Annotated in this window: 14 protein-coding genes; 5 read left to right on the plus strand and 9 right to left on the minus strand. The window is 67.8% G+C overall.

The window, feature by feature from the left end:
* Positions 1–28: 28 nt before the first annotated feature.
* Positions 29–565: a hypothetical protein gene (locus LQF10_RS16925; RefSeq protein WP_231064980.1), complete on the plus strand. Its 537-nt coding sequence runs from the start codon at positions 29–31 to the stop codon at positions 563–565.
* Positions 566–775: 210 nt separating this feature from the next.
* Positions 776–2,830 (plus strand): prolyl oligopeptidase family serine peptidase, encoded by a 2,055-nt coding sequence (locus tag LQF10_RS16930; protein ID WP_231064981.1) that lies wholly within the window; start codon positions 776–778, stop codon positions 2,828–2,830.
* Between the two features lie 113 nt (positions 2,831–2,943).
* On the opposite strand, the gene LQF10_RS16935 is transcribed toward LQF10_RS16930, so the two are convergent.
* Together LQF10_RS16935 and LQF10_RS16940 are read right to left on the minus strand one after the other, a co-directional pair.
* On the minus strand, positions 2,944–3,696 hold the full coding sequence (locus LQF10_RS16935; RefSeq protein ID WP_231064982.1) for a maleylpyruvate isomerase family mycothiol-dependent enzyme: 753 nt from the start codon (positions 3,694–3,696) through the stop codon (positions 2,944–2,946).
* Positions 3,693–4,346 carry a pyridoxine/pyridoxamine 5'-phosphate oxidase gene (locus LQF10_RS16940; RefSeq protein ID WP_231064983.1) on the minus strand — a complete coding sequence of 218 codons (654 nt, stop codon included), beginning with the start codon at positions 4,344–4,346 and terminating at the stop codon, positions 3,693–3,695. The genes LQF10_RS16935 and LQF10_RS16940 overlap by 4 nt, the downstream gene beginning before the upstream one ends.
* Before the next feature lie 235 nt (positions 4,347–4,581).
* Here LQF10_RS16940 and otnK point away from each other — a divergent pair, with 235 nt between their 5' ends.
* Both otnK and LQF10_RS16950 read left to right on the plus strand, forming a co-directional pair.
* On the plus strand, positions 4,582–5,856 hold the full coding sequence (gene otnK / locus LQF10_RS16945) for a 3-oxo-tetronate kinase (protein WP_231064984.1): 1,275 nt from the start codon (positions 4,582–4,584) through the stop codon (positions 5,854–5,856).
* Positions 5,853–6,536: a class II aldolase/adducin family protein gene (locus tag LQF10_RS16950; protein ID WP_231064985.1), complete on the plus strand. Its 684-nt coding sequence runs from the start codon at positions 5,853–5,855 to the stop codon at positions 6,534–6,536. The genes otnK and LQF10_RS16950 overlap by 4 nt, the downstream gene beginning before the upstream one ends.
* Before the next feature lie 110 nt (positions 6,537–6,646).
* On the opposite strand, the gene LQF10_RS16955 is transcribed toward LQF10_RS16950, so the two are convergent.
* Positions 6,647–8,251 (minus strand): glucoamylase family protein, encoded by a 1,605-nt coding sequence (locus LQF10_RS16955; RefSeq protein WP_231064986.1) that lies wholly within the window; start codon positions 8,249–8,251, stop codon positions 6,647–6,649.
* A 102-nt stretch (positions 8,252–8,353) separates the two neighbouring features.
* A complete protein-coding gene (locus tag LQF10_RS16960; RefSeq protein ID WP_231064987.1) occupies positions 8,354–9,364 on the minus strand; it encodes a helix-turn-helix transcriptional regulator in 1,011 nt (336 codons plus the stop codon).
* A 20-nt stretch (positions 9,365–9,384) separates the two neighbouring features.
* On the opposite strand from LQF10_RS16960, the gene LQF10_RS16965 reads away from it, so the two are divergent.
* Positions 9,385–11,652, plus strand: a complete 2,268-nt coding sequence (locus tag LQF10_RS16965; RefSeq protein ID WP_231064988.1) for an ATP-binding cassette domain-containing protein — start codon at positions 9,385–9,387, stop codon at positions 11,650–11,652.
* Between the two features lie 15 nt (positions 11,653–11,667).
* Here the strand turns inward: LQF10_RS16965 and LQF10_RS16970 are convergent, their stop codons facing one another.
* The 5 genes from LQF10_RS16970 to dnaK form a co-directional block, all read right to left on the minus strand.
* Complete coding sequence (locus LQF10_RS16970; protein WP_231064989.1) at positions 11,668–12,048, minus strand: DUF4282 domain-containing protein; 381 nt, start codon at positions 12,046–12,048, stop codon at positions 11,668–11,670.
* 368 nt (positions 12,049–12,416) lie between these two features.
* Positions 12,417–12,824, minus strand: coding sequence for a heat shock protein transcriptional repressor HspR (locus tag LQF10_RS16975; RefSeq protein ID WP_231064990.1), 408 nt, complete (start codon positions 12,822–12,824; stop codon positions 12,417–12,419).
* Between the two features lie 6 nt (positions 12,825–12,830).
* A complete protein-coding gene (locus LQF10_RS16980; RefSeq protein ID WP_231064991.1) occupies positions 12,831–13,862 on the minus strand; it encodes a DnaJ C-terminal domain-containing protein in 1,032 nt (343 codons plus the stop codon).
* 73 nt (positions 13,863–13,935) lie between these two features.
* Positions 13,936–14,619, minus strand: a complete 684-nt coding sequence (locus LQF10_RS16985) for a nucleotide exchange factor GrpE (protein ID WP_231064992.1) — start codon at positions 14,617–14,619, stop codon at positions 13,936–13,938.
* Positions 14,616–16,478, minus strand: a complete 1,863-nt coding sequence (gene dnaK / locus LQF10_RS16990) for a molecular chaperone DnaK (protein WP_231064993.1) — start codon at positions 16,476–16,478, stop codon at positions 14,616–14,618. Before dnaK ends, LQF10_RS16985 begins: the two co-directional genes overlap by 4 nt.
* Positions 16,479–16,553: the final 75 nt, after the last annotated feature.

The raw sequence follows: 16,553 nt of genomic DNA on the forward strand, positions 1-16,553 counted from the left end.
GCGAGCGGTTCGGCCCTACCCTGGGTCGATGTCCGTAGTCTTCGTCGGCGCGAACCCCATCGTGGTGCTGAAGAATGCCGAGAACGCGACCACCGCCGTCGCCTCGGTCTGGGTGTCCGACTGGTCCACCCACGGCGTGGGCGCCGCCCTGGTGTTGTGGTCCAGCGGCCGGGTGCGCCTCCTCGGCGAGAAGGCGCCCCTGGCACGATGGCTGGAGCGCGACTTCACCCGGTACTTCCCCGAGGTCGCCGGGCTGGCATGGCCCGAGCCCGACGTCGAGGAGGTGCCCGTCCAGGTCGACCTGGATCTCAGCTCCCTGCACGCCTGCGCCGGGGACATCGTGATCCGAGCCGACGGCATCCTGGACCGGCGTGCGTTCAGCACCGACTCCTTCGACCTGGGCGGGACGCCGCATGCCCTCTCCCTGGTGCTGGCCCCGGCGGCGCGGGGCAGCATCTGCGTGGCCGGGGCACCGCTTCCCGGGCAGGTGGTGAGCGATCCGACTGCTGAGCGCCCCACCTCCTCGGCGTTCCTCACCGCAGCGGAGGTCTGGTCCCGTTCCTAGGTCGGCCGCGTCGTCCCGTGGGTGCGATGTTCACAGGCAGTCCTCACTGCTGCCAACTCGTCCGCAGGTGGTCGCACGAAGGGTGAACACGCAGCTCGCCGGCCACATGCGCACATACCGACTCCAGGGGGTCGGTGGTTCAGCGGGAAGGGCGCCGCGGTCCGGGAGTGGGCACGTAGTCTGAGGTATCCCCGATTGGAAGGACGTGCGGTGACCGACCTCGCCCCCAAGGACCCTTACAGCTGGCTCGAGAACGTCGACGGTGAGGAGTCCCTGAACTGGGTTCGTGCCCGCAACGCCGAGCAGGCCGCCACCCTGGCCGGAACCCAGGAGTTCACGGCCACCCGGGACCGGATCCGCACCATCCTGGACTCCGACGAGAAGATCCCGGGTATCTCCAAGGTCGGTGAGTACTACTACAACTTCTGGCGGGACGCCGGCCACGAACGTGGGATCTGGCGGCGCACCACCCTGGAGTCCTATCGCACCGATGCGCCGGAATGGGAGATCGTCCTCGACATCGACGCACTGAACGAGGCCGAGGGTGAGAACTGGGTGTGGCACGGTGCGAGCGTGCTGCGCACCGGCCCGGACGCGTACCGCCTCGCGATCGTGGACCTTTCCCGCGGCGGCGCCGATGCGGACGTCTCCCGTGAGTTCGACCTGCAGAGGAAGACATTCGTCGACGGCGGGTTCTACCGTCCGGAATCGAAGGGCGGAACCTCCTGGATCGACTCCGACACTCTGTTCGTCTTCACCGACACCGGTGAAGGTTCGATGACCCCCTCGGGGTACCCCCGGATCGCCCGCCGGTGGCGGCGCGGCACTGCGGTGGAGCAGGCGGAGGTGGTCTACGAAGGTACCGATGAGGACATGTACATCGGTGCGGTGCACGACTCCACACCGGGTTTCGAGCGGGATTTCGTCTCCCGCGCGATCGCGTTCTACAACGACGAGCTGTATCTGCTCGGTGAGAATGACGACCTCACCCTGATCGAGGTGCCGAATTCGGCGAACGCCGGGGTGCACCGCGAATGGATCACCGTGGAACTACGCGAGGACTGGACGGTCGAGGACACCGACGGTCGGCGCACCTATCCCGGCGGCTCACTCCTCGCTCTCGGTTTTGACACGTTCCTGGCTGGTTCACGCGACTTCCACGTGCTGTACGAGCCCACACCCGGCATCTCCCTGGCGGACTACACCTGGACCAGGCACCACCTGGTGCTGAACATTCTTGACGACGTCAAGAGCCGACTGGTGGTTCTCACCCCTGACGGCGGCCGCTTCCGCTCCTCGGAGTTCGTCGGCGCCCCGCAGGTGGGCACCGTTCAGGTGGCGCCAGTGGATCTGCGCACGTCGGACGCCGTCTGGCTCTACGCCACGGACTTCCTCACCCCCACCACGCTGTCCATTGCCGAGATCGGCTCCGAGCCGGAACCGTTGAAGGCGATGCCACAGTTCTTCGATCCGTCCGGCTTGATGATGGAGCAGCACTTCGCCACCTCCGACGACGGCACCCGGGTTCCGTACTTCCTGGTGCGCCCGGAAGGGCTCACGCTCGACGGGTCGAACCCGACCCTGCTCTACGGGTACGGCGGGTTCGAGATCTCCCTGACCCCCACCTACTCCGGGGCCCTGGGGAGCGCATGGCTCGAGCGGGGTGGCGTGTACGTGCTGGCGAACATCCGTGGCGGTGGTGAGTACGGGCCCACATGGCACCAGGCGGCACTGAAGGAGAACCGGCATCGCGCGTACGAGGACATGGCCGCCGTGGCCAAGGATCTGGTGGCCCGCGGCGTGACCAGCGCCGAACATCTGGGCGTCCAGGGCGGTTCGAATGGCGGGCTACTGACTGGGAACATGCTCACGCAGTACCCGGATCTGTTCGGCGCCGTCGTGATCCAGGTGCCGTTGCTGGACATGAAGCGGTACTCGCACCTGCTCGCGGGAGCCTCCTGGATGGCCGAGTACGGCGATCCGGACGAGGACGACCAGTGGGAGTTCATCCGCACGTTCTCGCCCTATCACCTGTTCGACGCGGACGCCGACTACCCGCCGGTCCTGTTCACGACGTCAACTCGCGACGACCGGGTACACCCCGGGCACGCCAGGAAGATGGCAGCGCAGATGATCGCCGCCGGCAAGGATGTGACCTACTACGAGAACATCGAGGGCGGGCATGGCGGTGCGGCCACCAATGCGCAGGCTGCCCACATGAGCGCCCTGGCCTACCGGTTTCTCGCCGAGCGCCTGGGGCTCTGAGGCGCGCATCCGTCCGCACCGTAGGAATCCACTTCCTGGATTCGAATCCGCTTCCCGCGGCTCGGAAGTGGATTCCACGGCACGAAGTGGATTCCGATGCACGCAGGGGTATGTCAGGTCGGCGGCAGGGCCGAGGGCCACGGGCCCAGGTCGGGCAAATCCACCGGCTCGCCGCCGTGGGTGGCGGCCGGCAGGTCGGCGATCTCCCGCCCGGCCAGCCAGGTCGTGAGCGAGATCAGCGAGCCGGAGATCTGCACCGCCGAGTCCGGGTCGCCAGCCACGGTGTAGCTGAACCGCTCGTGCGGAGCGTCCAGCACGAACTCGGGCCCGTCGGGTAGTCGCACCGAGAGGAAGTCGATGAGGTGCTCGGACAGCGCTGGCGACCACTCCTCCTCGGCCCGGGCACCGGCGTCCAGGTCAACCAGGTGCACGCAGGTCTCGCGCCACCACGCGAGCGCCACGTCGGCCACAGTGCCCCGGCGGAACTCCACGGGCTCGACCCACAGCGAATCGTCGTCATCCGGCCAACTGGCGTGGTGCCGGTCTCGCAGGGTGCGTAACGCCGTCAGGTGTTCGGCCCGGGTGCGCCCGGCTCCGACGTTCACGGCCTCCTCCAGGGCCGACCGGCCGCCGTCGAGAAAGGGCAGCTGCCGCCCGCGGGCGGCGGCCTCAACCTGCCGCACCAACGCCTGCCCGACCACATCCACGTGGGCGAGCACGTGACCACGGGTCCACCCGGGCAGCGGGCAGGGCGCGGTGACCTGCTCGGGGGCGAGGCCTGCAAGTGCGGCGATGATGCGATCGAGCGCCTGCTCGGCCTCGGCGGCGGCGAGCAGGTGGTTACCTGCCGGATCGATCGGCGTCATGGCCACACCAGTCCCTTCTCCCACCCGTCCTCGCGCCGGGTATAGCGGAGGCGAACCTGACCGCCCTCGGCTCGCGCCGCCCAGAACTCCACCGTGCGGGCCTCGATGGCGTAGCAACGCCAGGTGCCGGGCACCTGGTCGGGGTGGTTCTGAACGGCGGCCAGCGCCTCTGCGTAGGCGCGGTCGTATGTCTCGATGGAATCGAGCGGTTCGCTCTGGCGCCCAGTGCGCGCCGCGGCGCGGGACCCGGCCGGGCGCGCGAGGTAGTCGGCGGCACCGACCTCGTCACCGAGGTCACGGACGGCGCCGCTCACCCGAACCTGCCGGCCGAGCGCACACCAGAAGGAGGTCAGGGCGGCTCGCGGGTTCTCCGCGAGGTCGCGCGCCTTCGGGCTCTCGGCGCTGGTGGCGATCACCCAATCGCCGTCGGAGATGTCCTTGAGGATCAGAGTGCGCGCGGACACAACGCCTGATCCGTCGGCCGTGGCCAGGACCACCGCGTGCGGCGCCGGGGTGCCGGTGGCCGCCGCCTCCTCGATCCAGCTCAGGTGCAACGCCGCCGGGTCCTCGGGCGCTGCGGCGACATCGAGGCCGGCGACCTGATCACGGTCGAAGGTGGGCAAGGTTCGCAGCCACGCTCGTAGGTCCATGCACCGATCATGACACCGTCAGCCGCTCCTACCCCCGGCACTCGCCTACGCCGAGCGGTCGCCCCAGGTGGGAGCCCGTTCCGCCGCGTTGACACGACGCGCGGAAGGCATCCGGATCCCGTCCGCGTGTCGTGACCAGTCAGTGCAAGCCTCGACGTCGAGGCCGGACCTATGGCATCGTTCCCACAGCACGGTCAATGATGGCGACCGCACCCGAGACTGAGGAAGACAGAGCATGGTGATCTACGGCGGTATCGCCGACGACTTCACCGGCGCCACGGATCTGGCCGCAGCATGGCGCTCCCGCGGGCTACGCACCGCCGTCGTGCTGGGACTGGACGATCAGGCCGCGAGCACCGACGGACTGAACCACCACGACGCCGTGGTGGTGGCCCTGAAGATCCGCACCGCGCCGGTGGCCGAGGCGGTGGATGCCGCTCGCCGCGCCGCACGCCTTCTGCGCGAGCTGGGCGCGCGCCAGCTCTACAGCAAGTACTGCTCCACCTTCGACTCCACCCCGGCTGGGAACATCGGCCCAGTGCTGGATGCCCTCAGCGAGGGTGACTGCCGCGGCCAGGCGCCGGGCGCCGTCGTGGTGGTGCCTGCCTTCCCCGCGGCCGGGCGCACCGTCTACCAAGGCCACCTGTTCGTGGGAGAGGAACTGCTAGAGAACAGCTCAATGCGGCACCACCCGCTCACGCCGATGACCGGTTCGCACCTGCCAACACTTCTCGAGCCGCAGACCGGCCATCGGGTGGGCCTGGTCCCCTGGGCCACCGTGCAATCCGGAGCCCAGGCAGTGCGCGCCGGACTGGATCGGCTGGGCTCCGACGGCGTCCGGTACGCCGTGGTGGACGCTCTCACCGCCGCCGACCTCACCACGATCGCCGTGGCAACGTCCGAGGATCCAATCGTCTCCGGCGGGTCAGGGCTGGCCGCGGGCCTGCCGCAGCGGCCGGACCGGCCCACCGCGATACCGACCGTCCCCGGACATCGCGCCATCGTGGCCGGTAGCGCCTCGGCAGCGACCCGTGGTCAGGTGGCCGCGGCCCGGGAGCACCTCCCACATCAGCGTCTGGACCTGGATGCGTTGCGCGCGAACCTGCCCGGTGAGGTGGAGCGTCTGCGCACCTGGGCGAGCCGTTGCTGGGCGGAGGAACCGGAGCAGCCGGTGCTGATCTACGCCGTGGGCGAGCTCGCACACGTCCAGGACGATCCCCAGGTAGCCGTACTCGTGGAGGAGGCGCTGGCCGCCTGCGCTGTGAGGATGGCCGACGACGGCGCTCGCCGGTTCGTGGTGGCCGGGGGCGAGACATCGGGAGCCGTGGCCACCGCCCTCGGGGTGCGGGCACTGACTCTCGGCGCCTCGCTCGGGCCGGGGTTGGCCTGGGCACACGGACTGGGCGCCGGCCGTGGCGGTGATCCGGCCACCGGATTCAACCTCGTGCTCAAGTCGGGCAACTTCGGCACCCCCACTCTGTTCGTCGACGCCTGGGAGCACCTCGCATGACCATCGACGACGCCACCCTGGCCACGGCACCCGATCCCGCTCGCGAGCTCGCTGCCGCCGGGATCGAACTGACCGACGCCGGCCTGAGCCCGGGCTCCTCCGGAAACGCCAGCGTGCGTATCGGCACCGAGATGTGGATCAGTCCGAGCGGGGTGCGACTGGGTCAACTCGACCCGGCCGCCATGTCCCGGATCTCCCTCGACGAGAGCTCGTGGGGAGAGCACCTCGGCGGCCCGACACCGTCCAAGGAGGTGCCGCTACACCTGGCCATGTACCAGCGAGAGGCATCCACCACCTGTGTGGTGCACCTGCACTCCCCCGCCTGCGTGGCACTGGCCTGCCTGCCGCCGTGGACAGCCACGAACGCGCTCGCGCCGCTCACCCCGTACCCGGTGATGCGGCTCGGCCAGGTGCCGCTCATCGCGTACGCCCCACCCGGCGACCCGAGGCAGGCCCAGGATGTCGCCGAGTGGGATCGGCCGTTTCGGGCGGCACTCCTGGGTAACCATGGATCGCTGGTGGCAGGCGAGGAGGTTCGGACCGCCGTCGAGCGGACGCTGGAACTCGAGGATGCCGCTCGGCTGGATGTGACCACCCGGCACCTGCCCGATCGTGTGCTGCTGGACACTGACCAGATCGCCGAGCTGGTGCACCGGTACCGATCTCCCTGGACCTTCTGACCCCCTGCGCGAGCGCAAACCTGTGCGGCTAATTCCTGGTCAAAGCCGCACAGGTTTGCGCTCGGCGGGGATGGGGGGTGCGATGCGAGTGAGGTGGGCGGATGGAGCGACTAGTGGCCGCCGGGGCCGACCGCGCCGAAGTCCTCCCGCTCGAGCAAGGGCTGCAGCACCTCGCGCACCTCACCGCGAGCGAAGTACCGGTGTAACGCATCGTGGCCGAGGACGTTGCCGATCGCCCCCATCACCATGCCCTGATCGAGGGAGAGGTAGCGCTCGGCAACGGTGCCATCGGAGGTGACGGCGTCGTAGAAGCCGCCCGGCCCGTATGCTCCCAGATCCTCGGCCATTGCATCGAGGTTCTCGAGCGCGTCGTTCGGCGCGTAGTACATGGCGAGGAACGCGGCATGCGGGGTCATCACACCGGTGCCGTACTCCGGGTTCGGGTTGGCGGCCTCGCGGCAGTCCCCGTAGCCGATATCGGCGTCAGTGCCCTCCACATCGGAGACGTATCCATCGGATTGCATCCCGGCCAGGTCCACCCCGTAGGCCTGGTATCCGCCGAGCGGGTTCGAGGACGGGGAGAAGCCCCAGTAGCCGTAGGCGTCCTGCCCGTGCCGGATCTGGGTCTCGACGGCGGCCGGATGGTTCACCGCCCAGGAGTCCTCACCCCACCGCGCCTCGGGCACGAAGAGGTCCGGCATCAGCTCCTCGAACATGGCGCCGCCCCAGGTGGGGACGAACCGCATCTCCTCATAGCCGTAGGTGCCTTGATAGACATCGATGCCCAGGTGAGTCGATGTCTCACCAACGGGCTCCTGTTCCTGCCAGGCCCAGTCGCAGCCCGTGGGCATGGTGCGGTACAGGGAGAAGTACGCCTCCGGCGGGATCTGCCCCTGAGCGATGGCCACGTAGACGGCGATCCGGGTTTCGGAGTTGAGCACGTCGTAGTGGTGACAGGTGTAGTAAAGATCGTCGCCGGCGGGGTCGCCGTAGTTGGCTGGGGCAGAGCACTGATCCTCGCCGGGATCGGCCACCCAGAAGCCGCCGCGGTTCCACCCGGGCAGGTCACCCCCGCGCGCGTCCGGGTTGTAGAAGTAGCTGAAGTCCATCTGATCGAGCAGCGCCTGCGCCTCGGCGCGCAGACGCGGCTCCGCATTGCGCACCACCATGAAGGCGGCGGCCAGCCATCCGTTGTCCACGGTAGAGACGAAATGCTTGATCTGCTCACCCGAGTCGAACTCGTCGATCAGGTCTCCGGTGGCCTCGTCGTACCAGTTGAAGTACATCCCGCTCGGCTCGTGGTGCTCCATCCCGGCCAGCGTGCCCAGGGTGACCGACATCCGCTCATGCGCCTCACTCCGGGAGATCAGGCCCAGGTCACGAGCCACGATGGAGGACCACAGGTACGAGCCGATGTTCGTGGGCGAAGTGTAGCCAGATCGACTCTCGGTGGAGAGGTCACCGTCAATATTGTCGGCGGGCAGGCCGGTTTCGGGAACGGTCATCGCATCCATCGAAGCCCAGGTGTCGGCGGCCCACTGGCGCACGTGGGCGCGATCGCTGCGATCGAACTGTGCCCACGGTGGCATCGAGGCCGCCGGCGACTGCCCGTTCGATCCGTCGTCGCGTCTTCCGCCGCCGGCATCCGCCGATGCTGCTGCCGGCATCAGGGCCAATGCGGCCCCGGTCAGCACAGCGATGAGTCGTACGCGCATGGTGTGTTCCCTTCTTCGCGAACAAGTCTTACGCGAGTGTATGCGCATACATTCCATGCGACAATAGCGGCCCCCATGCTCCCGCGCTCACCTGCGCGCCTGTCAGCAGGTGGCCCCAGACGCCGCAGCGACGAGCCGTTCACCGAAGGTGCGGCATGCGCGACGAGCGTGCGCGCCGGCCTCGATCCGGAAATCGGCCCCCAGGAATGCCAGGTTCAGCACGAGCCAGTGCCAGGAGTCCGGCGTGAGCGTGACTCTGGTCTGCCCACTCGGCACTGAGTTGATCTCGGCGTCCTGGTATTTCAGCACGTCTGCCACGTCCGCCGCCGGTGCGTCCACGATGAGCGTGACCGGCTCCTTGCCGGTGGCCATTCCGTGGCGCAGGTAGTCAAGGGCCGAGTCGGCGGGCAGATCGCGCTGGTGGTATCGCTGGCCCGTCCGCCGCGGGTCGGCGATCCGGTCGAGGCGGAACACCCGCCAGTCCTCACGCTCCAGGTCAAACGCCATCAGGTACCAACGCAGCAGGTGGTGCACTTGGCGGTAGGGCTCCACGCGTCGATCGGAGCGATCGCCACGGGCATCGGTATAACCGAACGTGAGCGTTTCCCGTCCGGCGATCGCCTCGGCGACAGTGGCAATCTGGTGCGCCGTCAGGCTCGGTGCACGTTGCTGGCTCGTCTCCAGGCTCGCGCGGATGGACGCCAGTTGAGGGCGCAGTCGCGCGGGAAGGAACTGGTCCAGCTTTCCGTAGGCGCGAGTCGCGGCTGCATCGATTCCCCCGTCGGTCGGCTCGCCGACGGCCGCCAGCGTGGCCAATGCGATGGACGTGGCGATCGCTTCGTCATCGTCCAGCACGAGTGGGGGCATCGAGCGGCCCGCGACCAGCCGGTAGTACCCGCCCGGACCCGGCCGGGTCTGCACGGGATATCCGTACCCCCGGAGCCGTTCGATGTCACGGCGCAGAGTCCGCGGGCTGATCTCCAAGCGCCCGGTCAACTCCTCGGCACTGAACGACCGTCCTGACTGCAACGTGGACAACAGTGCCAACATGCGTTCGGTGACGTCCGCCATTCCCTGATCGTTCCATAAAATCCGGTCACGATCTGGCCACATCTGGCCCTAGCGTGACCGCTATGACCGATCGCATGATCTCCCTTCGCCGGACCCGCACCAACAATCTCGCCGATCTGGACATCGACATCCCGCGCAATCAGTTGGTGGTCGTCGTCGGTGTGTCCGGATCGGGCAAGTCGTCACTGGTGTTCGACACGATCGCCGCCGAGGCCGGGTTTCAGCTCAACGAGACCTTCCCCCCGTTCGCCAGGAATCGGCTGCCGAAGTGGACTCGGCCGGACGTCGAGCACATCCAAGGCCTCACCCCGGTCATCGTGATCGATCAGCGCCGGATCGGTGGCAATGCGCGCTCGACCGTCGGTACCGTCACCGACGCCTGGACCTACCTGCGCCTGCTGTTCTCCCGGATCAGTACGCCCCACGTGGGCGAATCGAACCACTTCTCCTTCAACGAACCCGCCGGTATGTGCCCCACCTGCTCCGGGATCGGCGAGGTGGTGGTCAGCGCCGTCGATCGCTTCCTGGACCTCGGCAAGTCCCTCGCCGATGGCGCCATTCGGCTGCCCGGCTTCGGCGACGGTGGCTACTGGTACGCCCAGTACGCCGACATCGGCGCCTTCGATGCCCATACGCCGCTGCGGGAGTGGAGCGTTGCCGAACGCGAAGCGCTTCTCTACGGCGGCCAGGCGGCCGCGACTCTGGGGCACCGGCCCCCTGATGGTTACGAAGGCGTCGTCGAACGATTCGAGCGTATCTACCTGCATACCTCGGACAACCTGTCCGAGCGTAAGCAAGAGACCATCCGCCGATTCACCCGTGCCGACACGTGCCCGGACTGCGCCGGGGACAGGCTGAACGAGGCCGCACGAACCGCCACGGTGCTCAACCGCACTATCGGGGAGATGGCGCGCGTGGAGATCTCCGAACTTCTCGACCTCGCGCGCGCGATCGACTCCCCCCGGGTGGCGCCCGTGGTTGCAGCGCTGACGGCCAAGTTGGAGGCGATGGTCACGATCGGGCTCGGCTACCTCACCCTTGCACGCGCCACCACCAGCCTCTCGGGTGGAGAGTCACAACGGATCAAGACCGTCAAACACCTCGGCTCGAGCCTGACCGAAATGACCTACATCGTCGACGAACCCACCGTCGGACTGCACCCCACCGATGTGGAATCGATGATCGAACTCCTGGAACGACTCCGTGACCTGGGCAACAGCATCGTTGTTGTCGAACACGATCCGGCCGTCATGGCCCGCGCGGACCAGATCATCGAGATCGGGCCCGGTGCGGGCGAGGCAGGAGGGGAACTCGTCTTCCAGGGCAATTTCACTGCGCTCCGCGGCTCCGACACCCCCACGGGCCGAGCGCTCACCGTACCTGCGCCGCCGACCCGCCGGCCCCGGCCCGCCAGCGGGAGCGTCACGGTCGCCCATGCCAATCGGAACAACCTGCGAGACATCACGGTCGCGTTCCCCACCGGCGTGATGACCGTGCTGACCGGAGTTGCCGGCTCGGGGAAGTCCAGTCTCGCCACGGAACTGGTGTCCCGTCATGAGGCAACCGTGGTGGATCAGCGACCGGTCAGTACCAACCGCCGTTCCACCCCCATCACGTACACGGGCATCGCCCCCGCGATCCGCACGCTGTTCGCCACGCGCAACCACGTCCGACCTAGTCTGTTCAGCGCCAACTCCGAGGGTGGGTGCCCCGACTGCAAAGGCCTCGGCGTCATCTACACCGATCTGGCATTCATGGACGGCCAGGAAGTGACGTGCGAGACCTGCCACGGCCGACGCTTCACACCCGAGGCGCTCGCGCACACCGTGAACGGGCATTCGATCGCCGATGTCGACGATCTGACCGTAGAGCAAGCCATCGGGCAACTCCCCGACGAGCGCATCGCCAGAGCGCTACGCCAACTCGCCGACGTCGGCATGGGCTACCTACGCCTCGGGCAGTCCTTGAACACCCTCTCGGGAGGCGAGTGCCAACGAGTCAAGATCGCCAAGGAACTCCGCCAGGCAAACCACGTCACCACCTACGTGCTCGACGAGCCCACCACCGGGCTGCACATGAGGGATATCGAGACCCTGCTACAGGTCCTCGACCGGCTCCTCGATCACGGTCACACAGTCGTCGTCATCGAGCACAACCTGGACGTGATCCGGCACGCCGACTGGCTGATCGATCTCGGCCCCGGGCCGGGCCGGCACGGCGGAACGGTGCTGTTCGAGGGAGTGGTCGCCGAGTACGTCGGCTATCCGACCCCTACGTGCGGCGCCCTGACCTCGGGCAGTGACCCGGTGCTACCGAACGGTCAGCGCTAGCACCGGGTCTGCTACCTATTCCCGCTCAGCGAGGATCGACGTGTTCTGTGAGGTCTTGATGGTGGCGACCACGAACTCGAGGCCGACCCGCACACCCACCAGGAACAACGCCGGAGGGATCCAGCCGAAGAGGATGGCGAGCACACCGAGGATGGCGCCGCCGCCGTCACTGCGGCCGTAGGGGTTCGCCATGCTGCTGAGCGCACCGGCACCGAAGCCGCCGATGATGATGCCCAACCACCACAGGATCGCGATGATGATCGCGATCACGAAGATGACCTTCGCGAAGGTCAGGGTGACGTAGCGGGAGAAGCTGAAGTCGAAGAAGGCACTGAAGAAGCCGCTGGCCTTCGGCTGACCGTACTGCCCGGCGTCCGGCTGCTGCGGGTAGCCCATTGGCTGACCATAGCCGCCCGGTCCGGCCGGAGGCGGTGCCTGCGGTGGCTGCCCGGAGGCCGCGCCATAGGAGTGCGGGGCTCCGGGTGGTTGCTGGCCCGATGGAGCGCCGTAGGACGGTGCACCGGCAGGTGGGTGCTGCCCCGAAGCCGCGCCGAACGAGGGCGTCCCCGGCGGCGGCTGCGGGACTGACCCCGGCGGGGGCCCGCTGGGCTGGGGCGGCTGCGGGTTCTGATTCGGGTCGTTCTGGCCACCGGGCGGTGGCGGGGCATAGGACACTGTGACCTCCAGAGACGACGCATCCTCGACAGACGCGTGCTACCTCGACCCTAACGACCGCCGTCCGCCCGTGGCGAGCACTGGGGGCATCAGCGGTGCGGCCGCCAGACCACGAGGGCGTTCGACTGCTCGACCCGCCGCAAGCGGGTACCTAGCGGCACGGCCACCACATCGCCGGCGGCATCGGCGGTGAAGACGCGACGAGAGAGGCCCGCTCGCTCGCGCAGACGGAGATTCTCCACCTCAAGGCGTTCGTTCTCTCCTGCGAGTTCCAGAATTCGTTTGATTCCCGCGAGGTTGATGCCCTCCTCTTGGGAGAGTCGTTGCACCTCACGGAGTACGTCCACGTCTCGCGCGGAGTAGCGCCGGCCCTGGCCACGCGCGCGGCGCGGCACCACGAGACCGAGCCGGTCGTACTGGCGCAATGTCTGCGGGTGCATCCCGGCACGTTCGGCAGCCACCGAGATCAGGAAGATCGGTGCGTCGTAGGCCGCCATCGTCGATCAGGCCTTCGCTGAGGCGGCCAGGTGCGCACGAGGGTCGGTTCCGTCGCTCGCCTCGGCGAAAGCGGCGAGCGCCTCAGTTGCTGCCTTGTTGAGGTTGCGTGGAACGGCCACCTCGATGGTGACGATCAGGTCACCGGTGCCGGATTTGGTCCGCACGCCGCGACCCTTGGCCCGCAATCGGGTGCCGGACTGAGTACCGGGTGGCACCTTGAGTCGCACCTCGTCTCCGGCGAGCGTGGGTACCGAGATCGTGGCGCCGTTCACTGCCTCGGGGAAGGTCACCGGCACGGTGATCGTGAGGTTCTTCCCGTTCATACCGAAGACGGGGTGCGGCTCCACGTTGACGGTGACGATCAGGTCACCGGCGGGGCCACCGGAAGGGCTGGGCTGTCCCTTGCCGGCGAGCTTGATCTTCTGTCCGTCACGCACCCCGGCCGGGATTCGCACGGTCATGGTGCGTGAGCCGTCGAGAGTCAGCGTGACAGTGGCACCTTCGACAGCGGATCGAAACGGTAGTGAGGCCGAGGTGGTGATGTCGCCACCCTTGACCGGGGCATTGCGGGAGAACCCTGCCGGGCCGCCCGGACCGCCTGGCGCGCCACCGAAAAGTCCGCCGAGCAGATCCTCAAACCCTCCCCCGGGCATCCCGCCGGGTCCACCGCTGGTGGTGTAGCGCACGCGGGCACCGCCAGGCGCGCCCTGCCCGGGTGCGCCGCCGAACATGCCGCCGAACAGGTCTTCGAACCCGTTCGCCCCGGCCCCGCCTGGGCCGGAGGCGAACCGCGGTCCGCCTCCGGCCATGGCGCGTAGCCCGTCGTACTGTTTGCGCTGCTCGGGATCGGAAAGTACCCCGTAGGCCTCGCCGATCTCCTTGAACTTCTGCTCCGCCTTGGCATCACCCGTGTTCTTGTCCGGGTGCCAGGTGCGGGCCAGCTTGCGGTAGGCCTTCTTGATCGCGGCGGCGTCGGCGTCCTTGGGCACGCCGAGCGTTGCGTAGAAATCCTTCTCCAGCCAATCCTGCCCGGTCATCGCGCCACACCTCCTTCGATCATTCTTCCTCCTGCGTTCCTGCTGGTCCCGCCCCCGGGCGGCAGCTGCTGCGTCACTGCGGTCCGGTCACCGCCACGCGGGCGGGGCGCACCACGCGCTCGCCCACCCGGTAGCCGGGCTGGAGAACCTGAGTGACCGTCTCGGACTCGACCTCGTCGCTCGCCGCGTGCATGAGCGCTTCGTGCACATTCGGGTCGAATTCCTCGCCCACTGCGCCGAACCGCTCCACCTCGAACCGGGTGGTCAGGGTGGATTCAAGTTTCTCCACCACGGCGGCCAACGGGCCTTCGAGGCCGCCATGCGCGCGTGCGGCGTCGACGTCATCGAGCACCGGCACCAGCGCCTCGACCACCGACTCCACACCCCGGAGCTTCTCGGCCTGCACTTCCACCCGGGAGCGCTTCACGAACTGATTGAAGCGCTGGTCCAGGTTGTACAGGTCCGCCTTGGCTCGTGCGAGCTGATCCTGCAGGTCGGCAGCTTCGGCTTTGGCTGCGGCCACCGGGTCGTCAGCATCCGTGGCGCCTGAAGCAGCCCCGGCCGAGGCAAGATCGGGCGTTTCCGAGGCTCCGCCGTCGGGCTCCTCACCAGGCAACGCGCCAGCCTCAGCGGCGCGTTCGGCCGCGGCGGTGGCCGCAGCATCCGCCGCGGCCACCTCCTCGGCCGTGCGGAGCTCACCCGTGGTGGGGTCGAGCCTGCGTTTATCCCGGATCACCGGCTGTTCGGCATCGCTCACTTCTTCTCATCCTCGTCCACGATCTCGGCGTCCACGATGTCCTCGTCTTCCGACGGCGTCCCCTCGCTGGGGGCTTCACCCTCGGATGCACCTTCGGCGGGCGCCTCCTGCTGGGCGTAGAGGGCCTGGCCGATCTTCTGGCTGGACTCACCGAGCTTGCTCTGGGCGGCCTTGATCGCCTCGATGTCGTCGCCCTCGAGTGCGGCCTTGAGGGCGTCAACGTCCGTACGCACCTCGGCGGAGACATCCTCGGGAAGCTTCTCGGCATTGTCGGTGAGTAGCTTCTCCGTGGAGTAGACGAACTGCTCGGCCGAGTTGCGGGTGTCGGCCTCTTCGCGGCGCTTGGCGTCCTCTGCGGCGTGCGCCTCGGCCTCCTTGATCATCCGGTCGATCTCGTCCTTCTCAAGGGCGGATCCGCCGGTGATCGTCATGGACTGCTCCTGGCCGGTGCCACGGTCCTTGGCGTTGACGTGCACGATGCCGTTGGCGTCGATATCGAAGGTGACCTCGATCTGCGGCATCCCGCGGGGGGCCGGTGCGATCCCGGTGAGTTCAAAGGTACCGAGCGGCTTGTTGTCCCGGGCGAACTCACGCTCACCCTGGAACACCTGGATGAGCACGCTGGGCTGGTTGTCCTCAGCGGTGGAGAAGACCTCACTGCGCTTGGTCGGGATGGCCGTGTTGCGCTCGATGAGCTTGGTCATCACGCCACCCTTGGTTTCGATACCGAGGGAGAGCGGGGTGACGTCGATGAGCAGCACGTCGGTGCGCTCACCCTGGAGAACACCGGCCTGCAGTGCGGCGCCGACGGCCACTACCTCGTCCGGGTTGACGCCCTTGTTGGGGTCCTTGCCACCGGTGAGCTCCTTGACCACCTCGGTGACCGCGGGCATGCGGGTGGAACCACCCACGAGGACCACGTGGTCGATCTCGGAGATGGAGATGCCCGCGTCCTTGATCACGTTGTGGAACGGGGTCTTGGTGCGGTCCAGCAGGTCCGAGGTCATCTGCTCGAACTGGGCGCGGGTGAGGCGCTCGTCGAGGTGGATCGGACCGTTCTCGCTCATCGAGAGGTACTGCAGCGAGATGTTCGTGGACGTGGCCGAGGAGAGTTCCTTCTTGGCCTGCTCGGCAGCCTCGCGCAGACGCTGCACGGCGATCTTGTCCTTGGACAGGTCCACGCCGCTGCTGTTCTTCACCTGGGTGACCAGCCAGTCGACGATGCGCTGGTCCCAGTCGTCACCACCGAGGCGGTTGTCACCGTTGGTGGCGCGCACCTGGATGGTGGAGAACTCGTCCTCGTCCTTGCCCACTTCGAGCAGGGAGACGTCGAAGGTACCGCCACCGAGGTCGAAGACCAGGATGAGCTCGTCTTCCTTGCCCTTCTCGAGGCCGTAGGCGAGGGCGGCGGCGGTGGGCTCATTGATGATGCGGGAGACGTTCAGGCCCGCGACCTGACCGGCGTCCTTCGTAGCCTGGCGCTCGGCGTCGTTGAAGTAGGCCGGGACGGTGATGACCGCGTCGGTGACCGGCTCGCCGAGGTAGGACTCAGCGTCCTTCTTCAGCTTGCCGAGGATGCGCGCGGAGATCTCCTGTGCGGTGTACTTCTTGTCGTCAATCTCCGTGGCCCAATCGGTGCCCATGTGACGCTTGACCGAGCTGATGGTGCGGTCCACGTTCGTGACGGCCTGCCGCTTGGCGACCTCGCCGACGAGCACCTCGCCGGTCTTGGAGAAGGCCACCACCGACGGCGTCGTACGGGCGCCCTCAGCGTTGGCGATGACGGTGGGCTCGCCACCTTCGAGGACAGAGACCACAGAGTTCGTGGTGCCGAGGTCGATACCAACGGCTCGTGCCATGGTTCCAGCTCCTTCCGCTCCGGCGGTACCGGATGCGACTAGTTGAGTCTTCCGCACTCAAGTGTGAGCCGATCA

It is taken from the genome of Ruania halotolerans (assembly GCF_021049285.1).
In the GTDB taxonomy this organism is placed as follows: domain Bacteria; phylum Actinomycetota; class Actinomycetes; order Actinomycetales; family Beutenbergiaceae; genus Ruania; species Ruania halotolerans.